The organism is Paenibacillus sp. MABNR03, assembly GCF_050455445.1.
Lineage (GTDB): Bacteria > Bacillota > Bacilli > Paenibacillales > Paenibacillaceae > Paenibacillus > Paenibacillus xylanilyticus.
In genome coordinates this window covers 1,604,766-1,629,657 of record NZ_JBCIYR010000001.1, presented here as the reverse complement: position 1 = coordinate 1,629,657, position 24,892 = coordinate 1,604,766, and the positions used below count along the sequence as shown (strand labels likewise).

The 24,892-nt window shown below is 43.7% G+C and carries 19 protein-coding genes; 16 read left to right on the top strand and 3 right to left on the bottom strand.

Going from position 1 to position 24,892, the window contains the following annotated elements:
- Nucleotides 1–138: 138 nt before the first annotated feature.
- Nucleotides 139–411, bottom strand: coding sequence for a hypothetical protein (locus tag AAIH57_RS06870; RefSeq protein ID WP_430021045.1), 273 nt, complete (start codon nucleotides 409–411; stop codon nucleotides 139–141).
- Nucleotides 412–678: 267 nt separating this feature from the next.
- Between AAIH57_RS06870 and AAIH57_RS06865 the strand changes: the two genes are divergently transcribed.
- From AAIH57_RS06865 to AAIH57_RS06830, 8 genes are all read left to right on the top strand, one after another.
- A complete protein-coding gene (locus AAIH57_RS06865; protein WP_430021044.1) occupies nucleotides 679–2,457 on the top strand; it encodes a cache domain-containing sensor histidine kinase in 1,779 nt (592 codons plus the stop codon).
- Nucleotides 2,457–4,004 carry a response regulator transcription factor gene (locus AAIH57_RS06860; protein ID WP_430021043.1) on the top strand — a complete coding sequence of 516 codons (1,548 nt, stop codon included), beginning with the start codon at nucleotides 2,457–2,459 and terminating at the stop codon, nucleotides 4,002–4,004. The genes AAIH57_RS06865 and AAIH57_RS06860 overlap by 1 nt, the downstream gene beginning before the upstream one ends.
- A 224-nt stretch (nucleotides 4,005–4,228) precedes the next feature.
- Nucleotides 4,229–5,812 (top strand): glycosyl hydrolase, encoded by a 1,584-nt coding sequence (locus tag AAIH57_RS06855; RefSeq protein WP_246311100.1) that lies wholly within the window; start codon nucleotides 4,229–4,231, stop codon nucleotides 5,810–5,812.
- A 65-nt stretch (nucleotides 5,813–5,877) separates the two neighbouring features.
- On the top strand, nucleotides 5,878–8,040 hold the full coding sequence (locus AAIH57_RS06850; RefSeq protein ID WP_430021042.1) for an alpha-galactosidase: 2,163 nt from the start codon (nucleotides 5,878–5,880) through the stop codon (nucleotides 8,038–8,040).
- Nucleotides 8,041–8,265: 225 nt separating this feature from the next.
- Nucleotides 8,266–9,225, top strand: coding sequence for an ABC transporter permease (locus tag AAIH57_RS06845; protein WP_430021041.1), 960 nt, complete (start codon nucleotides 8,266–8,268; stop codon nucleotides 9,223–9,225).
- A 15-nt stretch (nucleotides 9,226–9,240) separates the two neighbouring features.
- A complete protein-coding gene (locus AAIH57_RS06840; RefSeq protein WP_430021040.1) occupies nucleotides 9,241–10,179 on the top strand; it encodes a carbohydrate ABC transporter permease in 939 nt (312 codons plus the stop codon).
- Nucleotides 10,180–10,272: 93 nt separating this feature from the next.
- Nucleotides 10,273–11,952, top strand: a complete 1,680-nt coding sequence (locus AAIH57_RS06835; RefSeq protein WP_175398774.1) for an ABC transporter substrate-binding protein — start codon at nucleotides 10,273–10,275, stop codon at nucleotides 11,950–11,952.
- A 36-nt stretch (nucleotides 11,953–11,988) separates the two neighbouring features.
- Nucleotides 11,989–12,951, top strand: coding sequence for a glycosyl hydrolase (locus AAIH57_RS06830; RefSeq protein WP_175398773.1), 963 nt, complete (start codon nucleotides 11,989–11,991; stop codon nucleotides 12,949–12,951).
- Nucleotides 12,952–13,294: 343 nt separating this feature from the next.
- Here AAIH57_RS06830 and AAIH57_RS06825 read toward each other — a convergent pair whose 3' ends face one another.
- Nucleotides 13,295–13,474 (bottom strand): H-type small acid-soluble spore protein, encoded by a 180-nt coding sequence (locus AAIH57_RS06825; protein WP_175398772.1) that lies wholly within the window; start codon nucleotides 13,472–13,474, stop codon nucleotides 13,295–13,297.
- Nucleotides 13,475–13,485: 11 nt separating this feature from the next.
- Nucleotides 13,486–13,656 carry a hypothetical protein gene (locus AAIH57_RS06820; RefSeq protein ID WP_430021039.1) on the bottom strand — a complete coding sequence of 57 codons (171 nt, stop codon included), beginning with the start codon at nucleotides 13,654–13,656 and terminating at the stop codon, nucleotides 13,486–13,488.
- A 268-nt stretch (nucleotides 13,657–13,924) separates the two neighbouring features.
- Between AAIH57_RS06820 and AAIH57_RS06815 the strand changes: the two genes are divergently transcribed.
- The 8 genes from AAIH57_RS06815 (at nucleotide 13,925) to AAIH57_RS06780 (ending at nucleotide 24,844) form a co-directional block, all read left to right on the top strand.
- Nucleotides 13,925–14,614, top strand: a complete 690-nt coding sequence (locus tag AAIH57_RS06815) for a glycosyltransferase (protein ID WP_430021038.1) — start codon at nucleotides 13,925–13,927, stop codon at nucleotides 14,612–14,614.
- Between the two features lie 123 nt (nucleotides 14,615–14,737).
- Nucleotides 14,738–15,508, top strand: a complete 771-nt coding sequence (locus AAIH57_RS06810) for a glycosyltransferase (RefSeq protein ID WP_430021037.1) — start codon at nucleotides 14,738–14,740, stop codon at nucleotides 15,506–15,508.
- Nucleotides 15,509–16,037: 529 nt separating this feature from the next.
- Nucleotides 16,038–17,750: a histidine kinase gene (locus tag AAIH57_RS06805; RefSeq protein ID WP_430021036.1), complete on the top strand. Its 1,713-nt coding sequence runs from the start codon at nucleotides 16,038–16,040 to the stop codon at nucleotides 17,748–17,750.
- Nucleotides 17,747–19,144: a response regulator transcription factor gene (locus tag AAIH57_RS06800; protein WP_430021035.1), complete on the top strand. Its 1,398-nt coding sequence runs from the start codon at nucleotides 17,747–17,749 to the stop codon at nucleotides 19,142–19,144. Before AAIH57_RS06805 ends, AAIH57_RS06800 begins: the two co-directional genes overlap by 4 nt.
- A 388-nt stretch (nucleotides 19,145–19,532) precedes the next feature.
- The gene (locus tag AAIH57_RS06795) at nucleotides 19,533–21,269 is read left to right on the top strand and encodes an extracellular solute-binding protein (protein ID WP_430021034.1); all 1,737 of its coding nucleotides are present in this window, start codon (nucleotides 19,533–19,535) and stop codon (nucleotides 21,267–21,269) included.
- A gap of 61 nt (nucleotides 21,270–21,330) precedes the next feature.
- A complete protein-coding gene (locus AAIH57_RS06790) occupies nucleotides 21,331–22,245 on the top strand; it encodes an ABC transporter permease (protein WP_175398765.1) in 915 nt (304 codons plus the stop codon).
- A gap of 13 nt (nucleotides 22,246–22,258) precedes the next feature.
- Nucleotides 22,259–23,152, top strand: a complete 894-nt coding sequence (locus AAIH57_RS06785) for a carbohydrate ABC transporter permease (RefSeq protein ID WP_175398764.1) — start codon at nucleotides 22,259–22,261, stop codon at nucleotides 23,150–23,152.
- A 63-nt stretch (nucleotides 23,153–23,215) separates the two neighbouring features.
- Nucleotides 23,216–24,844, top strand: a complete 1,629-nt coding sequence (locus tag AAIH57_RS06780) for a glycoside hydrolase family 13 protein (RefSeq protein WP_430021033.1) — start codon at nucleotides 23,216–23,218, stop codon at nucleotides 24,842–24,844.
- Nucleotides 24,845–24,892 lie beyond the last annotated feature (48 nt).

Below are 24,892 nucleotides of genomic sequence, written 5' to 3'. Positions count from 1 at the left end.
ATCCATATGCTGAAGCTAAAGGCAAAAAGTAGGATACAAAAGTCCAATACATGTTCCAGCCATTAAAGTAAATTACTCTGCCCATTTCATTCGCCAACCATTCCAGAAACGTTAAAACAAATGATGTAATTAGTATAGCTAACCAGGCCCTAGCCTTTTTTTTAAAATAACCAACATCATGAGGCACCCTGCTATAGGATACAAGCCAAGATCCATAGGGAGAGCGGCAAATGATTGATTATGTGTATTGGGGAGTATATTCCAGTAATAATTAAATCCAATACTGTTTATACAAGCGGAGGATGCAATGCCCAGTGGAAAATACGTCAACAGAATCCTAAGGTTATTTTTAAGGATATAACCACCTACTAAAATCGGAATAATGAATCCTAAAATAATATTTCCTAGCATGGGATCACTCCTTAAAGCACCTCAATCTAGTTACTTATTATTGACATCATTGCTCTTTTTCAAACAAGCAAACTTACATACTGGCAGATTAGAATGATATCTAATCCAATCGGACTATGTTGGATCTCATCTAAAATGTCTCATTGACTATCTAAAAAGAGAAGAGTACATTTGGTCTTATGCTAAGAGGAGATATCAGGATAGAAATATTTATATAATTCATTCATGATTAAGATCAGAACAATATTTAGGAAAGAGGACCGTGCTATGCGCTTTATCCGAATACTAAATGACATCAGACTTAAAAGTAAGCTATCATTGATTTTTATAACTGTGGCTGTGCTCCCGCTTTTAGTAAGTGGTATCTATCTAACAAGTAAACTGAGGGAAGTAATGATCACGAACGCCTTTGAACAAGCAACCAATAACGTAGAGCGTGTCCAGAAAAGGACCGAGGAAGTTATCAATGTAGCTATTGATATTTCCTATCAACTCTCCAATGATAACCGATTGAAGTCCATAGCAAGCCGGAGTTATGACAGTTATAACGAAGTCATTCAAACCTATCGTCAATATACTGACATTCGGGATTATATGCGGCTTTATAAAGAAATAAAATCAATTCGGTTATATACATCCAATCCAACGATGCTCAATAACTGGGAATTTATGCAGCCAGACGCTCAAACGAAACAGTCTGAGTGGTATAGAGCTGCCTTGAGTCAAAAGGGCCTTGCAGGGTGGGACTATATTCAGGATGAGCGTGATCATAAACAGTATCTAAGTCTGGTTCGAAAAATCAATCTGGATGAGTTGAAAAATGAAAGTGTTTTGGTGATTAATGTGAATTCTGATTTGCTAAACTCCATTCTATCCCAAGAGACCTTTTCAACGATGATCGTGGATAACAACAACAATATCGTGGCAGCCAACCGGGCTAACCTTTACGGTAAAAACCTTGCCTCTGTGCATGCTGGGAGTAATATGCTGTCTCAAACACAGGGCAGCTATGAAGCTGTCATGGATGGAAAAAATTCGAAGGTGGTCATAGCAAACATAACTCCACAGAATAGCTGGAATGGACTACGTATCATTTCCGTTTTTACGGTATCTGACATTCTACATGATGCAAACGCTATCATTCGATTGGCTACTCTGGTTATAGGCGGATGTCTAATCATCGCAGTTGTGCTTGTATATATTTCGGCATCCTTTATCGCGAGGAGATTGCTTCGACTTAGTAAACACATGTCCCGAGTAGGTACGCTATCCTGGGATACTTATCTTGACCTCGACGGAAAAGATGAGATCGGACAACTCTCCAGACAATTCAATGAACTGGTTCATCGGATCAGTGAACTGATGTACGAAGTGGAGGAAAGCAATCAGCAGAAACAGTTATTACTACAAAAACAAAATGACATCAAATTCAAGATGCTGGCTAGCCAGGTGAATCCCCACTTCCTGTTTAATACGCTTGAGTCGATTAGAATGGAAGCACATCTTCGTGGGGAAGAGGGGTTAGCCCAGGCCGTTTGGCAGCTTAGCACGCTGATCCGAAATAGTTTAGAGGTCGGAAGTCGCCAGATCCCACTTTCAGATGAGTTAACTATGGTTCGTTGTTACTTGGAACTTCAAAAATTCCGATATGAAGACAGACTTCAATACATTATGGAAATCGACCCAGCAAGTGAACACATTGAAATTCCTCCACTTATCATTCAACCTTTGGTTGAGAACTCGATAATCCACGGATTAGATCGCAAAGAGGGGCCAACACTGATCACTATTCGAACGAAGCTTAACGTTCAAGGTACGTTATTCGTGGAGATCCAAGATGATGGTGCTGGAATTTCTCCAACGAAGATGAACGAATTAACAAAACAGTTAATGACCTCCGATGAATCTGGTAATCGTATTGGTCTTCGTAATGTAAATGACCGATTGGAACTCACTTACGGTACAGCATCTAGGCTCACAATTAATAGCATCGAGGGGAGAGGCACCAGCATCGCATTTTGCATACCGAAGGAGAGTGGAACCTAATGTTCTCAGTGATAATCGTTGATGATGAACCAAAACTGCGGTTGGGGTTGCAGACTTTAATACCATGGAGGGATTTGGGGTTCGAAGTGATTGGAACGGCAGCTGGTGGACACGAAGCACTTCGGATATTTGAAGAAACCATACCCGATGTATTGTTGGTGGATATACGTATGCCGGGTATGGACGGACTTGAACTCCTTCAGGAGATCCGTCAGGGGGGCTGGTCCAGTCATGTCATTATACTCAGTGGTTACGCCGATTTTGAGTATGCGCGCCAAGCTCTTCAATTAGGTGTCGAAGCATACCTGCTCAAACCTGTTAACAAAGAAGAACTTTCAGCATCGCTTCAAAAGATTCATGAACAGCTCTCCAACGTGCAGAAAAAAAGTTTGTTACAAAAGACAAATACGCCAGAATGGATACTTTATTCTTTACTAACCGGTAATTCTGCTTCAGAGGATTCCATTTTAGGTGAATGGTCAGACTCATTTGAGGCGAGCTGGAAAACATATCAAATCCTTTTAATTGGTTTTTCAGGGTCACATCAAGAAGAAAGCGAACAGATTCATAACTTCAAGGATGTACTCAGTAGAACGTATGCTTCGGAACGTCATGGGATCGTTTTATATTTTGCTCCATACATTGTCCTGCTGCTTGGTGATCCTCCTGTCGGTGAATTGGGATGGTCTGAACTTCACAAGAATCTCCAGCTATTATCAGGAGAACTTCGATTTGAAATGGACGTAGCGATAGGCCAGCCTGTTCGGTCTTTAGATGAAATCATTCATTCTTTCAGAACTGCACGATCCCTTCTGGAGCGTAGTTTCTTTTATGATAGAGGGAGGCTGCTGACGGAGGAAACACCGGAAACCTATCAAAAAGAAATTGTTCAAACTTCAGTATTATCTCTATCAAATAAGGAGGAAGAGGCTTTCAGGCTGCATTATCTGGTCGATGTTGGGCATGCAAGTGCGATCTCATCTTTTTTAAACGAAATAGCATTACAACAAGCAGCTAATCAGGCCGATGAAAAGGAGATCCGTGACCGTTTCTTCTACCTTGCTAATGAAACGGTTCGGAAAATTCATTCCCGTGTCTGGTCTCTAAGCGGTTATCCGGGAGAGCCAGCCCAATTCCTTGCTGAAGTATATCATTCCCGATATATTCGGGATCTCGTAGACCGTATTTCTGTTGTTATGGAGAGGCTCGCTCGATGCGCAGATTATAATAGTAAGGACAATGAAATGAAGCGATTGCTGGATTATATAGATCGGCACTATGGGGATAACCTAAGATTGGAAATGCTTGCCGTATTGTTTAACTACAGTAGTTCCTATCTGGGCCAACTCTTCAAAAGTTACACGGGGGAATATTTCAACGCCTATCTGGATCGGATACGGATTCAAAAAGCGAAAGAATTACTGGCTCAGGATATGAAGGTTTACGAAGTGGCTGAAAGAGTAGGATATTCAAACGTCAATTATTTCTACACCAAATTCAAGAAGCTAGAAGGGGAGTCACCTTCTTTTTATCAAAAAAAAGAATAACCTTGAACAAAGCTCCTCTACTAACGGAAGTAAATGAACAGTAGGGGAGTTTTCTAATTTCTAAATGAAAAGAAATCTGATTTTCTGAAAATACAAAGAATTTTAGAATGAAAGGATTTAAAATTTGTGATATGTCCGAGAGCCTCCTAAGCCAATATAGTTGATACGAAAGGAGGGACCATAACAATTGAAAGCGATAACAGGAATGCGAGGGGAGGCATAAAATGAAGGCAAAATCAGATTCAAATATAAGGTGTGCAGCGTCGAATAAAACCTACTTAATGTTAGGATCGGCCATTTTCTTGTTGAGCATCATCATGTCGAGTTTCACTCATTCCAGGGTGGAAGCAGCCATTACGGTACCGGGATTTGTTGTTGAACCTGAACCTTTTCCAGATCAAGCACAAGCATTAATAGTAACATTTAAAGATGCCCAGCTAGAAGGGTACGGGATTGAGAAACGGGACGAGACAACTGCCAAAGCTGAGGACAATGCATATGATGGGAAAGGTTACATTTCTTATTTTTTCGAAGAGGATCATACAACTAAAGGAAGCGCTACATTCAAGGTTGAAGCACCGGAAGATGGTCTTTATGAGTTGAGTTTGGGATATTACATTCCTGAAGGGAATGGAGATAAAACAACCTCCATACAAGTGAATGGTTCGGGAGCTGGTGAATTGACGCTGAATGCTCCCAACCCAGGGAAGGTCCGCGCTGAAAAAAAGGTGACAAAAGTGCTTCTGAACCGGGGCAGCAACTCCATCCAACTCTTACGAGGATGGGGATACTATGGCATTGAGTATATAAAACTGGATCATGTCGATCCCAACATATCCAAACAGGATATAAAGATGGACACAATAAGTAACTCTAAAGCAACTCCGCAAGCGAAGGCACTCTTGAATTTTATGACCAGCCAGTATGGAAAGAATATAATTTCAGGACAGCAAACACTAGAAGATGCGAAGTGGATCTACAAGCAGACAGGAAAACTCCCTGCGCTGGTCTCCAGTGATTTGATGGATTATTCTCCATCCCGTGTAGAAAACGGAAGCACCTCAAACGAGGTGGAGAAGATGATTGAATGGTACGAACGTGGAGGAATAGTGTCATTAAGCTGGCATTGGAATGCCCCGAAGGGAATAGGCGGCAACGAACCGGGACGCGAATGGTGGCGAGGTTTTAATACCGAGTTCACGTCCTTCGATGTAGAATATGCCCTGAATCATCCGGAATCGGAAGATTACAAGCTTTTAATTCGAGACATTGATGCCATCGCTGTTCAGTTGAAGCGGTTGCAGGATCATAACATTCCCGTACTTTGGAGACCGCTGCACGAGGCAGAGGGCGGCTGGTTTTGGTGGGGAGCCAAAGGGCCCGAACCTGCCAAAAAATTATATAGACTAATGTACCAACGTTTGACCGATCACCATCAGTTAAACAATCTCATTTGGGTATGGAACTCTGTGAAGGAGGAGTGGTACCCGGGCGATGATATGGTCGACATTGTAAGTGTCGACGTTTACAATCCAGCGGGCGATCACAGCCCGAACATTTCCAAGTATGATGATCTTTTGTTTTTGAGCAAGCACAAAAAGCTTGTAGCGCTCGCAGAAAACGGACCTATTCCGGATCCTGATCTGCTGAAGACTTACGGCGCACATTGGAGCTTTTTCAATACCTGGACTGGAGATTATCTGCGCGACGGAAAAACGAATACAAAGGAATATTTGAAAAAGGTATACAATCATGACAACGTAATCACGCTAGATGAACTTCCCGAAGGATTGTATGGCAGTCCCTAAATCGAAGTGGAATAGATTTTATTATTGAGCAGAAACAATCTAGTTTAACAGGAGTGAATCATGTAATGGCTATTTATATTAACGAGTCACAGCATATTTTTCATATGCAATCCCGTGTAACCAGTTATGTTATTCAAATCATAGACGGCTATCCGTTACTGGTATATTGGGGGCAACGATTGTCCGAGAAAGGAAACCTTGAAAAACTTGTACCAGGTCTGGAAAAAACGGAGCTAGGCTCCATGCCTCATGAATATCCGCAATATGGAACAGGTGACTTCAGGTCGCCTGCCTATCAAGTTCAACTTGAAGACGGGAGCCGCATTACAGAGCTTCGTTATAAAGGGTACGCAACAAAGGCAGGTAAACCAGCACTTGAAGGCTTGCCATATGTGTATACGGAAACGGACCATGAAGCAGATACCTTGGAGCTGGAATTGGAGGATGCATATGCAGGACTGACCGTTCTTCTAAAATATTGCATCTTCAGGGATGGAGCTATTACCAGGTCAGTTCAATTTAAGAACAACGGTCAACGCACGATCAAACTTTTACGTGCGCTTAGTGCCAATGTTGATTTGTATGGTAAGAGCCATTATGAGTTGCTATACCTTGCGGGTCATTGGGCACGAGAGGCGCATCTTCAACGCAGGCCCCTGGGCCCAGGAGGTACTAGTCTTGGGAGCAGACGTGGAATGAGTAGTCATCAGCACAACCCTTTTGCGGCTGTCGTTAGCCCTGAAGCCGATGAGGATCATGGGGAGGTCTTTGCGGTAAATCTGGTGTATAGCGGTAATTTTCACGCCGAAGCTGAAGTGGATGCTTTTGGTGTCGTTCGTTTGAGCATTGGAGTGAATCCGTTTGATTTTGGTTGGATGCTTCCTCCCGGCGAATCCTTCCAAACCCCTGAGGCTGTATTGGTATATTCAAATGAAGGGATCGGAGGCATGTCCCGAATCTATCATCGACTATACCGGAACCGTTTATGCCGCGGCGTGCATAGGGACAAGGAGCGACCGATTCTCGTGAACAATTGGGAGGCAACTTATTTTAATTTCACTGCAGAGAAGATTGAAGCGATTGCCGAGGCAGGCTCTCAACTGGGGATTGAACTGTTGGTGCTTGATGACGGCTGGTTCGGCAAACGTGACAGCGATAATTGTTCGCTCGGAGACTGGGTTGAAGATCGGAGAAAGCTTCCTAATGGCCTGCGTGATTTGGCGGAACGGATTCAACGTCACGGATTGCAATTTGGTTTATGGTTTGAACCTGAAATGATCTCACCCGACAGTGATCTGTACCGGAAGCACCCCGACTGGTGTCTGCACGTTGAAGGCCGCCGCCGGACGGAAGCCCGCTGGCAATTGGTATTGGATCTTTCACGGCCGGAAGTTCGTGATTATTTGTATGATGCACTGGCTGAAATCTTCACCAATATATCTGTTTCTTACGTAAAATGGGACATGAACCGCGCGTTGACCGAAATTGGTTCCGCAACGGCTTTACCGGAGAATCAACAGGAGATTGCACATCGGTACGTGCTTGGGCTCTATGAACTTTTAAATAAACTGACGACTGCATTTCCGGAAATTCTATTTGAAAGTTGTTCCAGCGGTGGAGGTCGATTTGATCCCGGAATGCTCTACTATATGCCGCAGACTTGGACAAGTGACAACACGGATGCCGTGGAACGCTTAAAAATACAATACGGGACCAGTTTGGCTTATCCCGTCAGTACCATCGGAGCTCATGTCTCCGCCGTGCCGAACCATCAAATCCACCGCGATACCTCGCTTAAATTCAGAGGTGACGTTGCGATGTCGGGGAACTTTGGCTATGAACTTGATCTGACCAAATTCACGGATGCCGAAAAAATCCAGGTGAAGGAACAGGTTGCCATGTACAAAGAACATCGTTCTCTCATACAACAGGGTGATCTATTTAGACTTCGGAGTCCTTTTCAAGGGAATGAAACATCCTGGATGTTCGTTTCGGACAATCGATGCGAAGCTATCGTATTTTACTTTCGAGTTTTAGCTAAGCCAAACCCTGCTTCTGATATGCTTCAGCTCAAAGGATTGGATCATTCGTATACTTATGAGGTGAGTGGAGAGAGTGGACACATGGGATCTTTTGGCGGGGATCGTTTAATGCAAGCAGGCTTGATTATCCCTCAACTTACAGGAGACTATAACAGTGTATGGTTCAGATTAAGCGTTATTCAATAAATATGGCGATGCCAGAAGCATTCTCTAAACGTTAACTTTCAATGATTCAATGATAAAAATTCTCTGCATTGGTTTACTGCAGGGGATTTTTATTATACCAACTTATGAAAATAAATTATATTTTTCTGAAAATAGTAAGGATTTTTGAATGAAATCATAATAGATCTCCGATATGTCGCCAAAATAACAATCGTTTTATGATGAAAGAGGAAAGGGGGGAATGAAATGAAAGCGATAACAGAAGAGAGAAGGTTCCGCACGCGCAAACACAAAAATTCGCAAAAGTGGAAAGTCTTTAAGAATCAAAAATATTTGTACATGATGTCATTTCCGTTTGTGATTTGGGTGTTTGTATTTCAGTACTTGCCTCTGTGGGGATGGACGATGGCATTTCAAAACTACAGACCAGGCAAAGGGTTTTTCGATCAAAAATGGGTTGGATTCGACCATTTCCAAGCACTGTTTCAGGATGAGCATTTCTATTTGGTGCTAAGAAATACGCTGGCAATGAGTCTTATGGGGCTTGTGGCTGGGTTCGTGTTTCCTGTATTGTTCGCAGTGGTTCTAAACGAGGTACGGGTTCAGTTTTTGAAGCGTTTCGTACAGACTGTTTCTTACCTGCCTCACTTCGTGTCATGGGTCGTGGCCGCCGGAATTGTCATCAAAATGATGTCAACGGACGGAGGCGCGATAAACGACTTGCTCTTGGGGCTGAATTTGATTGACCAACCGATACAATTTATGGCCAAGGGGCAACTGTTCTGGGGAATAGTGACCGGAGCCGATGTTTGGAAGGAGACAGGTTGGAACGCCATTATCTATTTGGCTGCCATTTCGGGGATTGGTCCTGAACTGTATGAGGCAGCAAGGGTCGATGGTGCCAGTCGTTTGAGACAAATATGGCATATCACACTCCCTGGCATCAGGCCAACCATTATCGTACTGTTTATTATGTCGATTGGCCATCTCGTTGGAATCGGATTTGAAAAGCAATTCTTGCTAGGCAATCACTTGGTTAGCGACTATTCCGAAGTGTTGGATCTGTATGCGTTGAACTACGGTTTATCCATGGGGAGATATTCTTTCGGTACTGCTATTAGTATCTTCAATTCGGTCATCAGCGTGATTTTGCTGTTCGTCGTGAATGGACTTTTTAAAAAATTCGCTAACGAAAGCATTATGTAAGGAGGAGGAACAGACATGGAAGCATCCGAGCCGACAACTTCTTCCGTCACACCCAAACGACCGAAGATAGGCGCAAAATCTCCCCAAGACTTGATATTTGACACCTTTGTTTATGTATTCATTGGAATTGTTACAATCGCGACGCTATATCCCTTTTTGAATGTACTCGCCATTTCCTTCAACGATTCCGTAGATACTGTTCGAGGCGGTATTTCAATTTTCCCTAGACAATTCACTTTGGAAAATTATAAGCTCATCTTTAGTTATGAAGGATTGATCACGGGTTTCAAAATATCGGTGCTTCGAACTCTAATAGGAACACTGGCAGGTCTTGTAAGCGGATCGATGGTTGCTTATACACTTGCTCGTAGAGAATTTCAGGGAAGGCGGTTTGTCTCCGTATTTCTGGCAATCACAATGTATGTGTCGGGCGGTTTGATTCCGGGTTTTATCTTGATCAAGAATCTGGATCTGATCAATACATTCGCCGTTTATATTTTGCCAGGACTCGTAAGCGCCTTCAATATATTCATCATCCGTTCGTTCATCGATGGAATTCCTTATGCTCTGCAAGAATCGGCCAAGCTTGATGGGGCGAACGATTTCACCATTTACTGGCGTGTCATACTCCCGCTTACCAAGCCTGCTCTTGCTACGGTAGCCTTGTTCCTTGCTGTCGGGCAATGGAATTCTTGGTTTGATACGTACCTTTATAATGGTTCCAATGACTCCCTAACGACCTTGCAGTATGAGCTTATGAAAGTGCTTCAGAGTACCACCACAAACTCGAACAATATACGTGGGGAAAACATGTCGCAACTGATGTCACAAGTATCTCCTGATGCTGTTAAAATGGCGATTACCATCATCGCAACAGTGCCTATTCTCATTGTTTATCCTTTCTTGCAGAAGTACTTTGTAAAAGGCATGACACTGGGTGCTGTCAAAAGCTGATGAGACACTAAACGTAAATGACTTTGTATCCAGGAGATATGTTGTAGACCTGGTTATCTGAAATTATCTGAATCATGGGGAGTGTTAGTTTTTATGAAAAAGCGAACCCGAAAAACGGCAGTAACACTACTTTCAGCTGGTCTTTTACTCAGTCAGCTCGCAGCCTGCAGTGGAAGTGGTGGTGGGGAATCAGCAAGTCAAGATGGCTCAAAACCTATCACACTTACTTATTTTTCAGAGGATGGAAGTCCTAACTGGAACAATATGAATGACCGTATAGGAAAAGTCATCACAGAGAAAACAGGCGTCGTTTTGGATGCTGAATTCGCAGTGGGTGACCCTGTGCAGAAAGTATCCATCATGGCTGCCACCGGTGAAGTTCCCGATCTCATAGCTGCAAAGGCTGATCTTGGCAAGCTAGTGGATGTAGGTGCAGTTCTTGACCTGACGGACCTGATTGAAGAACATGCTCCCAATATTAAAAAGATGCTTGGCGATAAGATTGTTCGTGCCAAATATAGTTTGGAGGATCAAGCCATTTATGCCATTCCGACTTGGTCTGCTATCGATGAACGTAAATTCAAAGCCGACGGCGGTTTTCAGCTTCAGCATCGCGTTGTAAAAGAAGCTGGTTATCCCGAAATTCGTACGGTAAAGGATTATGAGAAGGTTATTACGGACTATTTGGCTAAACACCCAACAGATGAAAACGGTAACAAAAATGTCGGGCTTACCATTAATGCGGATGACTGGCACATGTATCAGGTGACGAACATGGGATTTTTTACGACAGGCGCTCCGGATGATGGAGAATATTTTGTGGACCAAGAAACATTCGACGTAACCTATCATTTCCGCCGTCCAGAGGAGAAGGAATATTTCCGCTGGTTGAACCATATGAACGATATAGGTTTATTGGATAAGGAAAGCTTCGTCCAGAAGACGGATCAATTCAAATCCAAGGTTTCATCTGGACGAGTGCTTGGCCTGATCGACCCTGCATGGGACTATGGCGACGCACAACAGGCATTGAAGGCTGCAGGTGAATTTGACCAAACCTACGGACATTATCCAGTAACGTTATCTGAGGAGTATAAGGATACAAATTTCTGGTCCGCTGGTTTTGACGGAGGATATGGTATTGCAATTTCCAGTGAATGCAAGGACCCTGTAGCTGCGATCAAATTTTTGGATTACCTCGCTTCGGAAGAAGGACAGGTTCTGATGAACTGGGGGATTGAGGGACAAGATTACGTTGTAGAGAATGGAAAAAGAACCGTACCGAAGGAAGTTCAAGAAAAGATGGATAGCCAAGGCAGTGCTTACATGAAAGAATCGGGTCTCGGCCTGTATTGGAACCTATCGGTTCATTATGGTGACGGAATTGAGGACTCTACAGGCAATTATTTTACGAAAACGAACAGTGATCTTTTAACGGCAACCTACAGTGAGCCCGAAAAAGAAGCGTTGGCTGCTTACAAAGTCGAGCACTGGAGAGATCTTTTTCCAAAAGAAGAAGAGTTTCCTGAAAGAAAAGCGGGCGCGGTCTACAATATTGCTTTGCCAAGCGATAGCCAGGCTACAATTCTAATGGCTAAGATGAAGGATATTACATGGAAACGAATTCCTGAAGCTGTTATGGCCAAACCGGAAAATTTTGATAAAATCTGGGATGAGTACATGGCCGAGTTGGAGAAGGCAGGAGTAGAAGAGATGGAAGAGGCTTTTGGCCAATATGTGAAAGACCGCGTTAAACTGTGGAGTGGTCAATAACCATTCAAATGTGAATAGACAGAAAGGCAGGATAAAATGAAACCGATACCATGCAATCCTAATGCATCTGAAGAAGTACGATCTGTGCTCAACTATTTCCACGAGATTCAAGGGAATGGCATCATTACGGGACAGCACACACAGACCCTAGCGCAAGATGAATTGAACTACATTCATCAAGTAACGGGGAAGAGTCCAGCACTATGCGGCTTCGAGCTTCTTGGTTATTCTCCAAACATCAATTATGAAGATAGTGGTGAAGATTGTTTACTGGAAGTATCAGAGAATCAGGATACGCTGCAAAAAGCTTGGGAATGGACGCAGGAAAAAAGAGGCTTGCTTACGTTCACATGGCATTGGTTTTCTCCGCTTGGCGGACGAGATAAGAGTTTTTACACGGAACATACGGACTATAATGTAAGGAAGGCCATTGTAGAAGGGACCCAAGAACACAAAGCCTTGTTGTCTGATATGGATCACATGGCCGACATTCTCCGGGAATTCAGGGATAAGCGCATACCAATCTTGTGGAGACCCTTTCATGAATCGGAAGGAACCTGGTTCTGGTGGGGCAGCCAAGGTCCGGCTATTGCCAAAGAGCTGTACCGGATCATGTATAATCGGTACACGAATTATCATGCGTTGAATAATTTGATTTGGGTATGGAATTCACCGTTGGCTGAAGGCTATGTTGGGGATGACGTGGTTGACATTATTTCCAGGGATATGTATCCCCCGGCTCACCAACATACTGATTTGCGAGAGGAGTATGAGGAACTAGTTCGGGTCACACAAACACCCAAATTTGCTGCTATCGGGGAGATTGGTCCTATTCCGAGTGTCAAAAGCTTGTCCACCTCGCGTATTCCATGGCTCTGGTTTATGACTTGGTCCCAGGACTTTGGTAAAACAGAGAAGTTTACAACCAATGAGGAGCTGCGTAGCGCATATCATTCTGACTATGCCATTACACTTGATAAACTGCCAAAGCTCTATTGATACCTGAAGAATTTAAGAGAACTTTTCATGAAAAGTCGCTAAATTATTAGCGGCTTTTTTGTATTGAGGAATTAAGTTCCTGTCCGAAGCCGATGAGAAGAAGAGCTATCGCTTAAATCATTCGGTTTGGCAGTATCACATCAATTGGATCGGATATTTTACCACCGGGATATTGGATGATGCTCTGCGAAAAAAACAAAGCGGCGGCAGCATTTTTATTCCTGAAGAAGGCCGGCCAGTTATGAATCTTTGTTAACCGGAGCTTAAACGCCCCGGTTTTATTGTAAACCAAGAAGTTTTAAGGATGTATTACAAGGTGATAGCCTTCCTAACCCGTCATCTTCTAAGGATGCTCAGTCAGACTGGACAAAGGAACGGTCATTTCCTGCTCCGAGTTTCCGATCGGATAGATTCGAGCCGTCTCATCCTCATTAACATGCTGGATAAAGATAGGGGCATCCTGGTAGGTTACATTTTTCATAATGGCCGATTCCGAAATTTCAATCGCTCTTTGTTTGTTCATGAGAGTTCTCCTTATTCTGAATGCTCGTTCGATTGATTCAGATGACGGTGGGTGGCTTTTTTTATTTCTTGGTCGAGTTTCGATTGTCCTTGAATTTCTGCCGCAGCCTCCATCTGATTATTCAGCTGATGTTCAATCTGCCCGATTCCATGCGTTTCCTGTTGTTGTTTGCTCTTAGCCAAAACGATCCCTCCATGTAGTGATTTCTTTAATATACTTCCGCATCACTACATTGCACCAAACAGTTAGAGCTTATGCAAAAGTTTTTCTTGTACTCTGATTTGATTGCCTTGGCGTTACATTTGATATGAGAAAAATGAACTGTTTTACAGAAAGAGTGAGCCGCTTGGAAAGTAGGTGTTCAAGTGTCCGTTACGTCTTGTTTAGTTTTTCATAACTTATAGAGTTGGAAGATTTGAATAAAGACAGATTTTAAGAGGAGGCGGAAACATGAGTAGAAAAGTTGTGATTGAAATTAACTTCAACAACTACGGTTTCGACCCGCAGCGTCTGACGAAGGTATGGTTGGAGCGGAGAATGGACATTTTTCGCAGGTTTACCCTGAACTGTCTCAAGGCACAGACGAATCAGGATTTCCTGACCGTAGTGAAGCTCTCCAAGGAATCAGGAGAGTTGATGCAGGAAATTTTGGCAGAGCAGGAACCATTGCCGGCCAATATCCGTTTTGGTACGCATATCGAGAGCGTTCGCGCCATACTCGCCTTTGCAGAAGGGCATGAAGACATCTATATTGCCAGACTGGATTCAGATGACATGTACCACAGAACGTTTGTCCAGCAGCTTTATAGCGTGGAGCCAAAGCCAGACACGATGGCACTAATCAATCAGAACGGGTATCTGTGGGACAGCGTTAATAATGAGATGGCACCAACGTTCCACCGTTCACCCCAGTTCTATGTGTATCTGTATAAAACGGAGCAATACGCCTCAGGATACCGCGTCAAGTTACCTGGCAGAGGTACTCATGGGAATGTCATCGATCTACCACATGAGCTGCTTTCTCCTCGCAATTATATCAATGTCGTTCATTCCAGCAATACCTCGGTAAAAAAGGTCCCACTTAAAGACCGGCTGAGCGAAAGCGAGATTGAAGAGGTATTACGGGAATTCATGATCTGACAAGAACGCCTTGTCCGTATATGGTTTCATACTTCCAAGCAATATATCCATTGCAGGTCTACCGAAAAATCATATACTATTTTACATCCTACTTGATCCCTGAAACAAAGGAGGGCCAAGCGCATGTCTAAGGAAAAAAAACTCATTGTAGAAATGCTTTTTAATAACTGGGGAGCGACAGCGGATCGACTAACCCCGACCTGGATAGAATACAGAATGGATTTATTCATGAAATATGCATTCAAGAGCCTGCTCATTCAATCTTCTCAGGATTTTACCTGCTACGTGCTGTATGATCCGAAGTCAGAGAAGCTTATACAAGAGATACTAAACAAGTATCCTCCGCTGCCTTCAAACATCGGTTTTGTAACACCCAAAGAATACCAGTCTCATATAATCCAAGATATTGTAGAGTTCAAGTATTTGTACCGAGTGTATCTGTCCAGTGACGATATGTATCACCAAGATTTTATCAGAAGGCTGCACGCCTATAAACCTCAAAAAGACACGGTTGCCTTGGTACCGCAATACGGTTACATCTACGACTCGGTACAAAAGCGACTGGGGAAATTTTTTTTCTGGCTTCCAAGCTACGGTGTCACAATTATCAATGTGGATGAGTATTTGAAAGGACAAGCGGCCCGTTATACCTGGCGCGATGCATACAAGGTTCCCAGGGAATTCATTCATATCAAAGAACCAATCTGGATTAATCATATTCATGGACAGAACACAGGAACAACTTTTGACAACGTACTAACCTGGAAAATAGCAAATGTCCATGATGCTTGTACGTTGGAGCCTTGGAATAACAGTAAACAACCTAAAGCTGCTTTCGGTCCTGAGATCACAGAGCCAAATGAGATCGAACAGATCCTGAATCGCTTTTTCTAATGACGCTACTTTACCCACTGCCATAATGACTGTGCATTAGATAATGCTGCACCCAATGTGCTCCAAAAATCAATGAACGTTATAAATTCTAATCGTGTCCAAGTCGCCTGAATGGCGACTTTTTTGAGGTGGAAATGGTATTTGATTAGTTGAATGGTAAAGTGAATAAGGGAGATCCGGACCTACTAAAACGCACAGGCTGTTTTTTGTATCATTGCATTAATTATTTTTCATTACATTAATTACGGGCTGGATGATGAGGTACCGGTATATTTCCCTTTAGTCCAATGCATGAAAGCGTTTGACTTATTTGAATATCAATCTATAATTATGAAAGTAAATTGGACTTGAACGTGTCGCAGCAGAGTGTCCTAGTTTGTGTCCGCCTGAATGGATTGAAATGCCGACGAGCTTCAAAATGGCCGAGGCCTATGGGGAAAACGATAATCGGTATAGCTGTATGATATTCACAGCAAGCTTCCATAACCAGGGGGCTTGCTGTTTCATTTTAGAAGGAGAATAGGTCAGAATGACACTTAAAAAAAGAATCTTTTTACTGTTCTTTCTCAGTGCGTTTATCCCCTTTATCAGTATATTTGCGATATCTTACTATACCATCGACTCCATTTTCGCAAATAAGATCGATGATGGCATCCGCAGCAATTTACAGCAGGTGACATCTTCATTGGAGAATTCGATCACCAATCTGAATCACGTTACGCAGCAATTGTCTTACAGGGGTACTATAGGCAAAAGGCTGGATGAATTCTTGAAACCGTCTTCTGATATTTTCGAATTGATCGAGGCCAGGGACGAATTAAAAAGCGAGTTAAGTGTTGTCACATTTACCAATCCGAATATCGGTTTGACCTTATATTATTTCCAGAAAGAGGGCAATACGCAGTTCGGCAACTTTCCGATCAAGGATCGTTTTTCTCCTGAATCTTTGCCTGTGCTCTTCCAAACGTATGGCATCAAATACTATGGTCCTCATATCAGCATGAATCGGTTCGATGACCAACTCGTTCTGTCTGCTATGCGAAAAGTACAACTGCCTGAAAGGGATGACGTGTACATTTACGTAGAATCCGGCTTTCGCCTTACACAGGATGTCTTGGCTTACAATCAATACAATGGCGCTTTATCTCATCTGATTCTGGATGGTGAAGGTAACATTGTGTACAGTGAAATACCCGAAGCCATGAAGGTCGGGGAGAATTTCACAAGCTTAACGGCCGCCCCTGCCAAGGACGGAATATCCCGTGGGTATCACTGGTTTAAGGAGGATTCCTCACAGAAATGGAGTGTTGTATCGGTCATTTCGCAGGCGCAATATCAACAGGAGAAAAACCAGTGGTTGCTTCAAATATTGCTGGTTGCTTTATTTTTCCTCGGCTTTACCGTATTTCTTGCTTGGCTCCTGTGGAAGATGGTCTACAAACCACTCGGCCTGTTCCACTCAGAAATCAATGGGATGTCCAAAAATCCGCAAACGACAGGGAGCCGAGCTCGCACTCAGATTCCCGAATTTGATTTTTTGTTGGGTGAATTTTCAAATATGCAGCATCAAATCGGCGACCTCTTCAAGGAAGTGCAGCAGAAAGAGAAGATTCGTGCAGACCTGGAAGTGGAAAAACTGCTCTATCAGATTAATCCGCACTTTCTGATGAATACGCTGGATACGGTGCACTGGCTGGCCGTCATGAACGGACAAGGGGAGATCGACAAGCTGGTGCAGTCATTAAACAAGCTGCTCTATTACAATTTGGGCAAATTAGGTCAAGTATCCACGATGGAAGAGGAAATTGATGCGTTAAGGCAGTATCTGATTTTGCAGCAGATTCGATATGACTTTGAATTTGACGTCCGCATTACTGCAGATGAGCAAGTACTTCAAATTCCTGTGCCCCGCTTTATTCTGCAACCGCTGGTTGAAAATTCGCTTTATCATGGATTGAGTGATGAAGGTTTTATTCAAATTGAAGTTACCTGTACTTCAACGTTGAACATTATGATACAAGATAATGGTGCTGGCATGACGGAGGAAACCATTCATAAACTGCTGAACAATCGGGTAGCTGAACAACAAAAAGTAGGGATGGGCATCGGACTAAATTACGTTCACCGCATGTTGAAGGCACAGTACGGCGATCAAGCACAACTGATAATCGAGAGTGAGTTGGGAACGGGGACAAACATATTGCTCATATTGCCTATTAAAGGAGAAGATATCTCGGCATGATTAAGGTATTGATTGTGGATGACGATAAGCTGGTACGCAAAGGCATTAGCTCTGCAATGCCATGGAACGAGTTCAACATGGAGGTTGTAGGGGAAGCAAGCAACGGAGCGAAAGCACTGGACTTCCTAAAATCCCAACCGGTCGATCTAATGTTGACAGATCTTGCGATGCCAGTAATGTCAGGGATTGAACTGATGCGGGCTGCGAGGCAGCTCTATCCTAAACTTCATATCGTTGTGTTGACGCTGCATCAGGACTTCGATTATATCCAGGAAGCGCTCAGGCTGGGTGCCATCGATTATATTGCCAAAGTCCAGTTGGAGAAAGAGCAATTCGAACATGTTCTGCATCGGATACATACGCGAATTGACGGGTTGACGAACATTAACCCAAGGATGCCTTCTCAGAATGAAATTAATGTCCATTATCAAAATGTGTATGCACTTGTTTCACAGGACCACAAATCAGATCAAAAGTGGCCATTGGAGCTGACTTCCCAAGGAGATGAGATAAGATGGGAGGTTGAGCGGAATAGCTGGATGTGGGCAGCACCCCAGTACGGAGAGGAACAATTGTTTAATCAATTAAAGGAATCCCTGGATCAAGTCCCCCAAAGTACGTTGTTGGTTTTGTCTGATGTACAACAGCGAACGTGGTCGCAAATCAAAGACTGGATTATGAATTATACAGAGACGTCTTTATTCTATGCGTACAACCCCCATGAGCAAGTCATTGCCGTTTCAATGAATGAGGAGTACACATTTTCAAAAGAACCGCAGGATGAGGACATTGACCGGATAAAGAAAAGTTGGTTCCAAACACCATGGGCCCACCATGACAGTTACTACAACCAACTCATTGAGCAGTTCAAATCATTACAATTACGTAAAGGTCAATTGATGGGATTGCTGTACTCGATCGTGATGGAGTGGAACCACCTTTTTGCCCGAACTACGCTTGGAAAAATCTCAATGATCCATTCTTTCGAGTCCTGGTACGAGGTTGAAGAATGGATTAAGCAGACTGCTGCAGGCATTCGAAAGTCCGATGAAAAGACTGCCTATTCACAGGAAATCATCGATGCAGTGAAAAAAGCAGTAATGATCATGCAGCATGATATGGAGCAGGCGTACACAGCTTCTGGCCTCTCTCAACAACTCAACATCAGCCGAAGCTATTTTAGCCAATGTTTCAAAGATCTGATGGGGAAAACCTTTAATGAGTACTCCCGGTTCATCCGGGTCGAGAAATCCAAAGAGTATTTGCTCAATACGAACAACACGATTTTTTGGATCGCGGAGCGAGTGGGTTATACGGATGAGAAATATTTCAGCCGGATTTTTCGGGAGCTAACAGGTCATCTGCCAAGCGAGTATCGACAGCTAGGCAGATGAATTAAATAGCAGACATTTTTCAATGTTCGAACAGCCATAAATTGAAGGCAGTAACCGCATTTCATAATGATCGTTGATCGTTGCAGACCCTCATGTTAATGATATGCGAGACATTTTATTGCTTTTTGATAAATTAAGGCCGACAGTTTCCTGTTTTAGGAGCTGCCGGCTTTAATTTTCGATCAAGTATAAGGAGAGATAGACGAATGTAAGTCAGCAGGTAGGATAAATGCTCACCAGTTAACCATGCATCAGGGGACCGCTTGAAAACAGTAACCATTTCTCTATCCAAACGGACGTACAATCCCTATCTCGATTGGTGCTCACTTCAATTTATAATGAAAGCGTAAACAAAAATTTGATATCAGAATAAGGGGAATCGAATTAGATGAGAACAAAATGGTCCATGAAAAGCAAAGTGTTGACGAAACGACTGGCCGTACTGTCGATGTCTGCCTTAATGGTTGCAGCCCTCGCGGCATGTGGAGGCTCTTCCAATCCTCCTACTGCTGAGGAAGCAGGCAAGTATGAGGTAACGCCGGGAGATCCGTTCAGTGCCTATAAAGACCAAATCACGGTAACCATGGGTCGCGTAACCACAGCTAACCCGAAACTGCCAGCTGGAGATACCTACGAGAACAACGCGTATACTCGACTGGTCAAAGACACGTTTAACGCTCAGATTACAGATCAATTTGAAGCCAATGGGGAAGATTATAGCCGTCAAGTTTCGCTCGCCATCGCATCCGGGGAATTGCCAGACATGATGCGCGTCGATTCCAAAGATGAACTGAAAGAATTGGTGGATAATGACCTGATTGAGGATCTGACGGCCATTTACGATCAATATGCCACGGATAACATCAAGCAGATTTACGATTCCTATGATGGCCGTGCATTAGACAATGCGACGATCGATGGACGTTTGATGGGCCTTCCGGCGACTTCCCTGGATTCCGCACCAACGATGGTTTGGGTCCGTCAAGATTGGCTGGATCTGCTGGGGATTCAACTGGATGCAGATGGAGACGGCGCCATCTCGCTGGATGAAGTGGAGAAAACAGCGCTGGAATTCCTAAAAAGAGATCCAGGCCAATCCGGGAACCCGGTAGGTATTCCATTTGTAAACACGATGAATACAACAGATTATAATGGGTCTGCTTATACCATGCTGGGTGTTGCCTCAACCGAAGGGGCGTTCCCGCAATATTGGATGAATGGGGAAGACGGCAAAATCGTGTATGGTTCCACGACAGAAGAAACGAAGCAAATGCTGGGGATCATGGCGGATTGGTTCAAGAACGGCATCATTGACCCGCAATTTGGTACCCGTACGTTTGATGATATTACCGCACTCTACGCCAATGGCCAAAGTGGTATTGCTTTTGGACCATGGCATATCCCTGACTGGGGACTGATTAGTGCGAAGCAGATGGATAAAAATGCGAAATTCTCGGCTTATACGCTGGAGGATGCAAACGGTAAGGTCAACGTGGCTCACGCCAATCCATCCAATCAGTTTATTGTGGTGAGAAAAGGATATGAGCACCCTGAACTGGCCGTTAAAATTGTAAACCTGTTCTACGATAAACTGGCCAATGATAAAGATGTTGCAACGACCATGCCGGAAGCTGCCAACTATCAGGAAACCGGAGTAGACGGTTCCACGAGACCTTTCAATATCGAAGTCAACTCGGCTACATCGCTGCTGGATGATTACTCCGACGTCGTTCGCGGCATTAAAGGAGAGATTGGCCTGGATGAGGTTCGTACAACCGAATCGAAGAACAATATTGGAAGCATTAAAACCTATTTGAGCGACATGGATACAGATGACGTGACTGCTTGGTCCAAATATCATTCGCGGATCAACGGAGTTGGACTGATCGACAAATTGACAAAAGAAAACAAATTCGTATGGATGACACCTGCTTTCTCTGGAACTACACCAAGCATGAAGCAGACGTGGGCCAATCTGACGAAGCTCGAGCAGGAATCGTTCATCAAAATCATAACGGGTTCAGAACCGCTCGATTACTTCAATACATTCGTCAGCAACTGGAAGAAACAAGGCGGCGATCAAGTCATTCAGGAAATTGAAGACGAAATCGCATCGAAACAATAGACATCCATGAACAGGAGGAGGGCTGCGGTAAGCAGCCTTTCTTCAGGAAAGGGGCTCATCCATGAAACAGGAGAAATTGAAAGCAAGAGGCCGGCTAGGCCCAGGTGCCATGTACCATATGATGATGCTGCCGGGCATTTTGTTTTTGCTTGTATTCAGCTATGTTCCAATGGTCGGCATCATTACTGCGTTTCAGGACTATATACCGGCCAAGGGCATGTTCGGCTCCGAATTTGTAGGGCTGAAACATTTTATTTATATGTTCAAGCTGCCGGATATCGCGCAGGTCGTCAGCAATACATTGATAATTGCGATTGGCAAGATTCTGCTCGGAACGATGATGGCGATCATTTTTTCCGTTTTGTTAAATGAAATTCGTATCAAATACGTAAAAAAATCCGTGCAGACGATTGTTTATCTACCGCACTTTCTATCCTGGGTTGTACTGGCATCCGTCGTTGTCAACATGTTCAGTTTGGACGGAATCGTGAATCAGATGTTGGCGTTCTTTGGTCTGGAAAATATTAATTTCCTAGGCAGCAACACCTGGTTCCAACCATTGATTATAGGAACAGACGTGTGGAAGGAGTTTGGTTACAGTTCCATTGTCTACTTGGCGGCGATTACTTCGATTGATCCCGGTCTATATGAAGCGGCAGGAATGGATGGAGCCAGCTGGTGGAGAAAAGTATGGCATATTACGCTGCCGGGTATGCTGCCTATTATTCTGCTCATGGGCGTAATGAGCCTGACTAATATTTTGAGTGCCGGTTTCGATCAAATCTATAATCTGTATAATCCGGTGGTCTACGAATCGGGAGATATTCTGGATACTTATGTCTACCGGATCGGTCTCGTTGGGCGACAGTACAGCTTCGGTACGGCTGTTGGCTTGTTCAAGTCCGTGATCGGCATTGTTTTACTCTTGTCTGCCAATCAGCTTGCCAAAAAATATACGGACCGAAAAATATTCTAAGGAGGCCAAATCTGTGTCCTATTCTGCAAACTTCAAAGATCGAATTGGCCGGTTTGTCATCTATGCCATCGTCATCATGCTGGCATTGGTCTGCCTTCTTCCGTTATGGAATATCGTCGCCATTTCATTCAGCAGCAGCGAGGCGGTATCAGCGAATGCAGTAGGCCTCGTTCCGGTCAATTTTACAACAGCAGCGTACACGAAAATTATCGATGATGCACAGTTCTGGCGTTCCTTTGGCATATCTGTTCTACGTGTCGCACTTACTCTTGTGCTTAACATGATTCTGATTATTTTGATGGCATATCCGTTATCCAAATCGAAAAGGGAATTTAAAGGCAGAAACATTTATATGAATATCATGATTTTTGCCATGTTGTTCAGTGGAGGCATGATTCCGAGTTACCTGCTGATCAAAAACCTGGACATGCTGAATACGATATGGGCACTTGTTCTCCCAGGCGCTGTTCCGATATTCAGCGTCATCCTCGTGATGAACTTCTTCTCAGCTGTACCTAAAGCGCTTGAAGAAGCAGCGTTCATTGATGGAGCGAATCCTATTCAGGTATTGTTCAAAGTGTATGTCCCTGTGTCCATTCCTGCGCTGGCGACAGTCGCCTTATTCAGTATCGTGGGTACATGGAATGACTTCTTTAGTGGTTTGATCTACATGACCAAAGTCAGCAATTATCCGCTTATGACCTATATTCAGTCCCTTAACGTAAATATTGCCGATCTGCTTCAAGCCGGCACGAATTCCAGCGAGCTCAGCAACCTGACTGAAATTTCGAACAAAAACCTGAATGCAGCCAAAATCGTAGTCGCGGTCATCCCGCTATTGCTGATTTATCCGCTGCTGCAAAAATACTTTGTGACAGGCATCGTCGTAGGGTCGGTCAAAGAATAACGAGATACGGTGAGATGATGAAGATAAAACCACGTACTGTGTGATAGAGAGGTTGAATGGAGCATGGAAAATAAAAAATGGTGGAAAGAAACTGTGGTCTATCAAATATATCCAAGGAGCTTTCAAGATAGTAACGGAGATGGAATTGGCGACTTGAAGGGCATTGTGTCAAGGCTCGATTATTTGCAGGAACTCGGCATCGGTGCGATCTGGTTATCCCCCGTATGCAAGTCTCCTCAAGATGATTTTGGATATGATATTTCAGATTATCAGGACATCGATCCGATGTTCGGAACTCTGGAAGATATGGAAACGTTAATTCATGAAGCCGGAAAACGAGACATTCGCATCATTATGGATTTGGTGTTGAACCATACCTCGGATGAACACCCCTGGTTTCAAGAAGCCAAAAAAGGCAAAGACAATCCGTACCATGACTACTACGTCTGGAGAGATGGCGTGGAAGGAACACCTCCGAACGACTTGGGTTCCACCTTCGGTGGGTCAGCCTGGGAATGGGCGCCTGAGATCGGGCAATATTATTTGCATCTATTTTCCGTAAAACAGCCGGATCTCAACTGGGAAAATCCAAAAGTCCGGCAGGAAATATACAACATGATCAATTGGTGGATTGACAAGGGTGTTGGTGGTTTTCGACTTGACGTGATCGACTTAATCGGCAAAGAACCAGATTTGAAGATTACGGGAAACGGACCGAATTTGCACAAATATATCAAGGAACTGAGCAAGGAGACGTTTCAAAAAGCGGAAGACATGCTAACGGTTGGAGAAACATGGGGTGCTACTCCGGAAATCGCCAAACTGTACAGCAACCCGGACGGCAGTGAATTCTCAATGGTATTTCAATTTGAACATATCGGCTTGGATGAACAAGAAGGGAAAGGAAAGTGGGATCTTAAGCCTTTGGATGTGATGGCATTAAAAAAAGTGCTGTCCAAATGGCAGACAGAGCTTAAGGGCGACGCCTGGAACAGTTTGTTCTGGAATAACCACGACTTGCCTCGAATTGTTTCACGTTGGGGGAATGATGGAGAATACCGAATTGAATCGGCTAAAATGTTGGCCATCCTTCTTCATGGCATGCAAGGCACGCCATACATTTATCAGGGTGAAGAACTGGGCATGACGAATGTTCAATATCCTATTGAAGATTATCGGGATATTGAATTGCTCAACTTTTATAAGGAAAGAATGGAGACAGGTTATCCTGAACACAGCGTTATGGAGTCAATCTATGCCAAGGGACGCGATAACGCGAGAACACCTATGCAGTGGGATGCTTCCGATAACGCAGGTTTTACACAAGGGGAACCTTGGATTAAGGTGAATCCGAATTATACGGATATCCATGCCGAGCAAAGTTTGAATAACCCTGAATCCATATTCCATTATTACCGGAAGTTAATTCAATTAAGAAAAGATCATGAAGTCATTGTATACGGCGATTATGAGTTGATCTTTCCAGAGAATCAAGACGTGTTTGCTTACACCCGAACGTTGAATGGTACAAAAATTGTTGTTGTATGCAATTTTCAGGGTTATACGACCGAATTCCCGCTCCAGGAACAATTGGCTGAGACGAATCAGATGCTGATATCGAATTATCCAGGTGAATTGCCTCTGAACGAACTGCGTCCATATGAAGCGAGAATGTACCTTATGCATGCGTAGAAGAGGCAGAACCAATCTGGAGAAGCGAAGCATTCGCCTAATAGCTTT

Bases quoted from the DNA above. Each gene is read 5' to 3' on its own strand.
- AAIH57_RS06855 (WP_246311100.1), top strand. From the start codon at position 4,229: ATGAAGGCAAAATCAGATTCAAATATAAGGTGTGCAGCGTCGAATAAA.
- AAIH57_RS06780 (WP_430021033.1), top strand. From the start codon at position 23,216: ATGGAAAATAAAAAATGGTGGAAAGAAACTGTGGTCTATCAAATATAT.
- AAIH57_RS06835 (WP_175398774.1), top strand. From the start codon at position 10,273: ATGAAAAAGCGAACCCGAAAAACGGCAGTAACACTACTTTCAGCTGGT.
- AAIH57_RS06825 (WP_175398772.1), bottom strand. From the start codon at position 13,474: ATGAACAAACAAAGAGCGATTGAAATTTCGGAATCGGCCATTATGAAA.
- AAIH57_RS06800 (WP_430021035.1), top strand. From the start codon at position 17,747: ATGATTAAGGTATTGATTGTGGATGACGATAAGCTGGTACGCAAAGGC.
- AAIH57_RS06795 (WP_430021034.1), top strand. From the start codon at position 19,533: ATGAGAACAAAATGGTCCATGAAAAGCAAAGTGTTGACGAAACGACTG.
- AAIH57_RS06870 (WP_430021045.1), bottom strand. From the start codon at position 411: ATGCTAGGAAATATTATTTTAGGATTCATTATTCCGATTTTAGTAGGT.
- AAIH57_RS06815 (WP_430021038.1), top strand. From the start codon at position 13,925: ATGAGTAGAAAAGTTGTGATTGAAATTAACTTCAACAACTACGGTTTC.
- AAIH57_RS06810 (WP_430021037.1), top strand. From the start codon at position 14,738: ATGTCTAAGGAAAAAAAACTCATTGTAGAAATGCTTTTTAATAACTGG.
- AAIH57_RS06845 (WP_430021041.1), top strand. From the start codon at position 8,266: ATGAAAGCGATAACAGAAGAGAGAAGGTTCCGCACGCGCAAACACAAA.
- AAIH57_RS06865 (WP_430021044.1), top strand. From the start codon at position 679: ATGCGCTTTATCCGAATACTAAATGACATCAGACTTAAAAGTAAGCTA.
- AAIH57_RS06850 (WP_430021042.1), top strand. From the start codon at position 5,878: ATGGCTATTTATATTAACGAGTCACAGCATATTTTTCATATGCAATCC.
- AAIH57_RS06860 (WP_430021043.1), top strand. From the start codon at position 2,457: ATGTTCTCAGTGATAATCGTTGATGATGAACCAAAACTGCGGTTGGGG.
- AAIH57_RS06830 (WP_175398773.1), top strand. From the start codon at position 11,989: ATGAAACCGATACCATGCAATCCTAATGCATCTGAAGAAGTACGATCT.
- AAIH57_RS06805 (WP_430021036.1), top strand. From the start codon at position 16,038: ATGACACTTAAAAAAAGAATCTTTTTACTGTTCTTTCTCAGTGCGTTT.
- AAIH57_RS06840 (WP_430021040.1), top strand. From the start codon at position 9,241: ATGGAAGCATCCGAGCCGACAACTTCTTCCGTCACACCCAAACGACCG.
- AAIH57_RS06790 (WP_175398765.1), top strand. From the start codon at position 21,331: ATGAAACAGGAGAAATTGAAAGCAAGAGGCCGGCTAGGCCCAGGTGCC.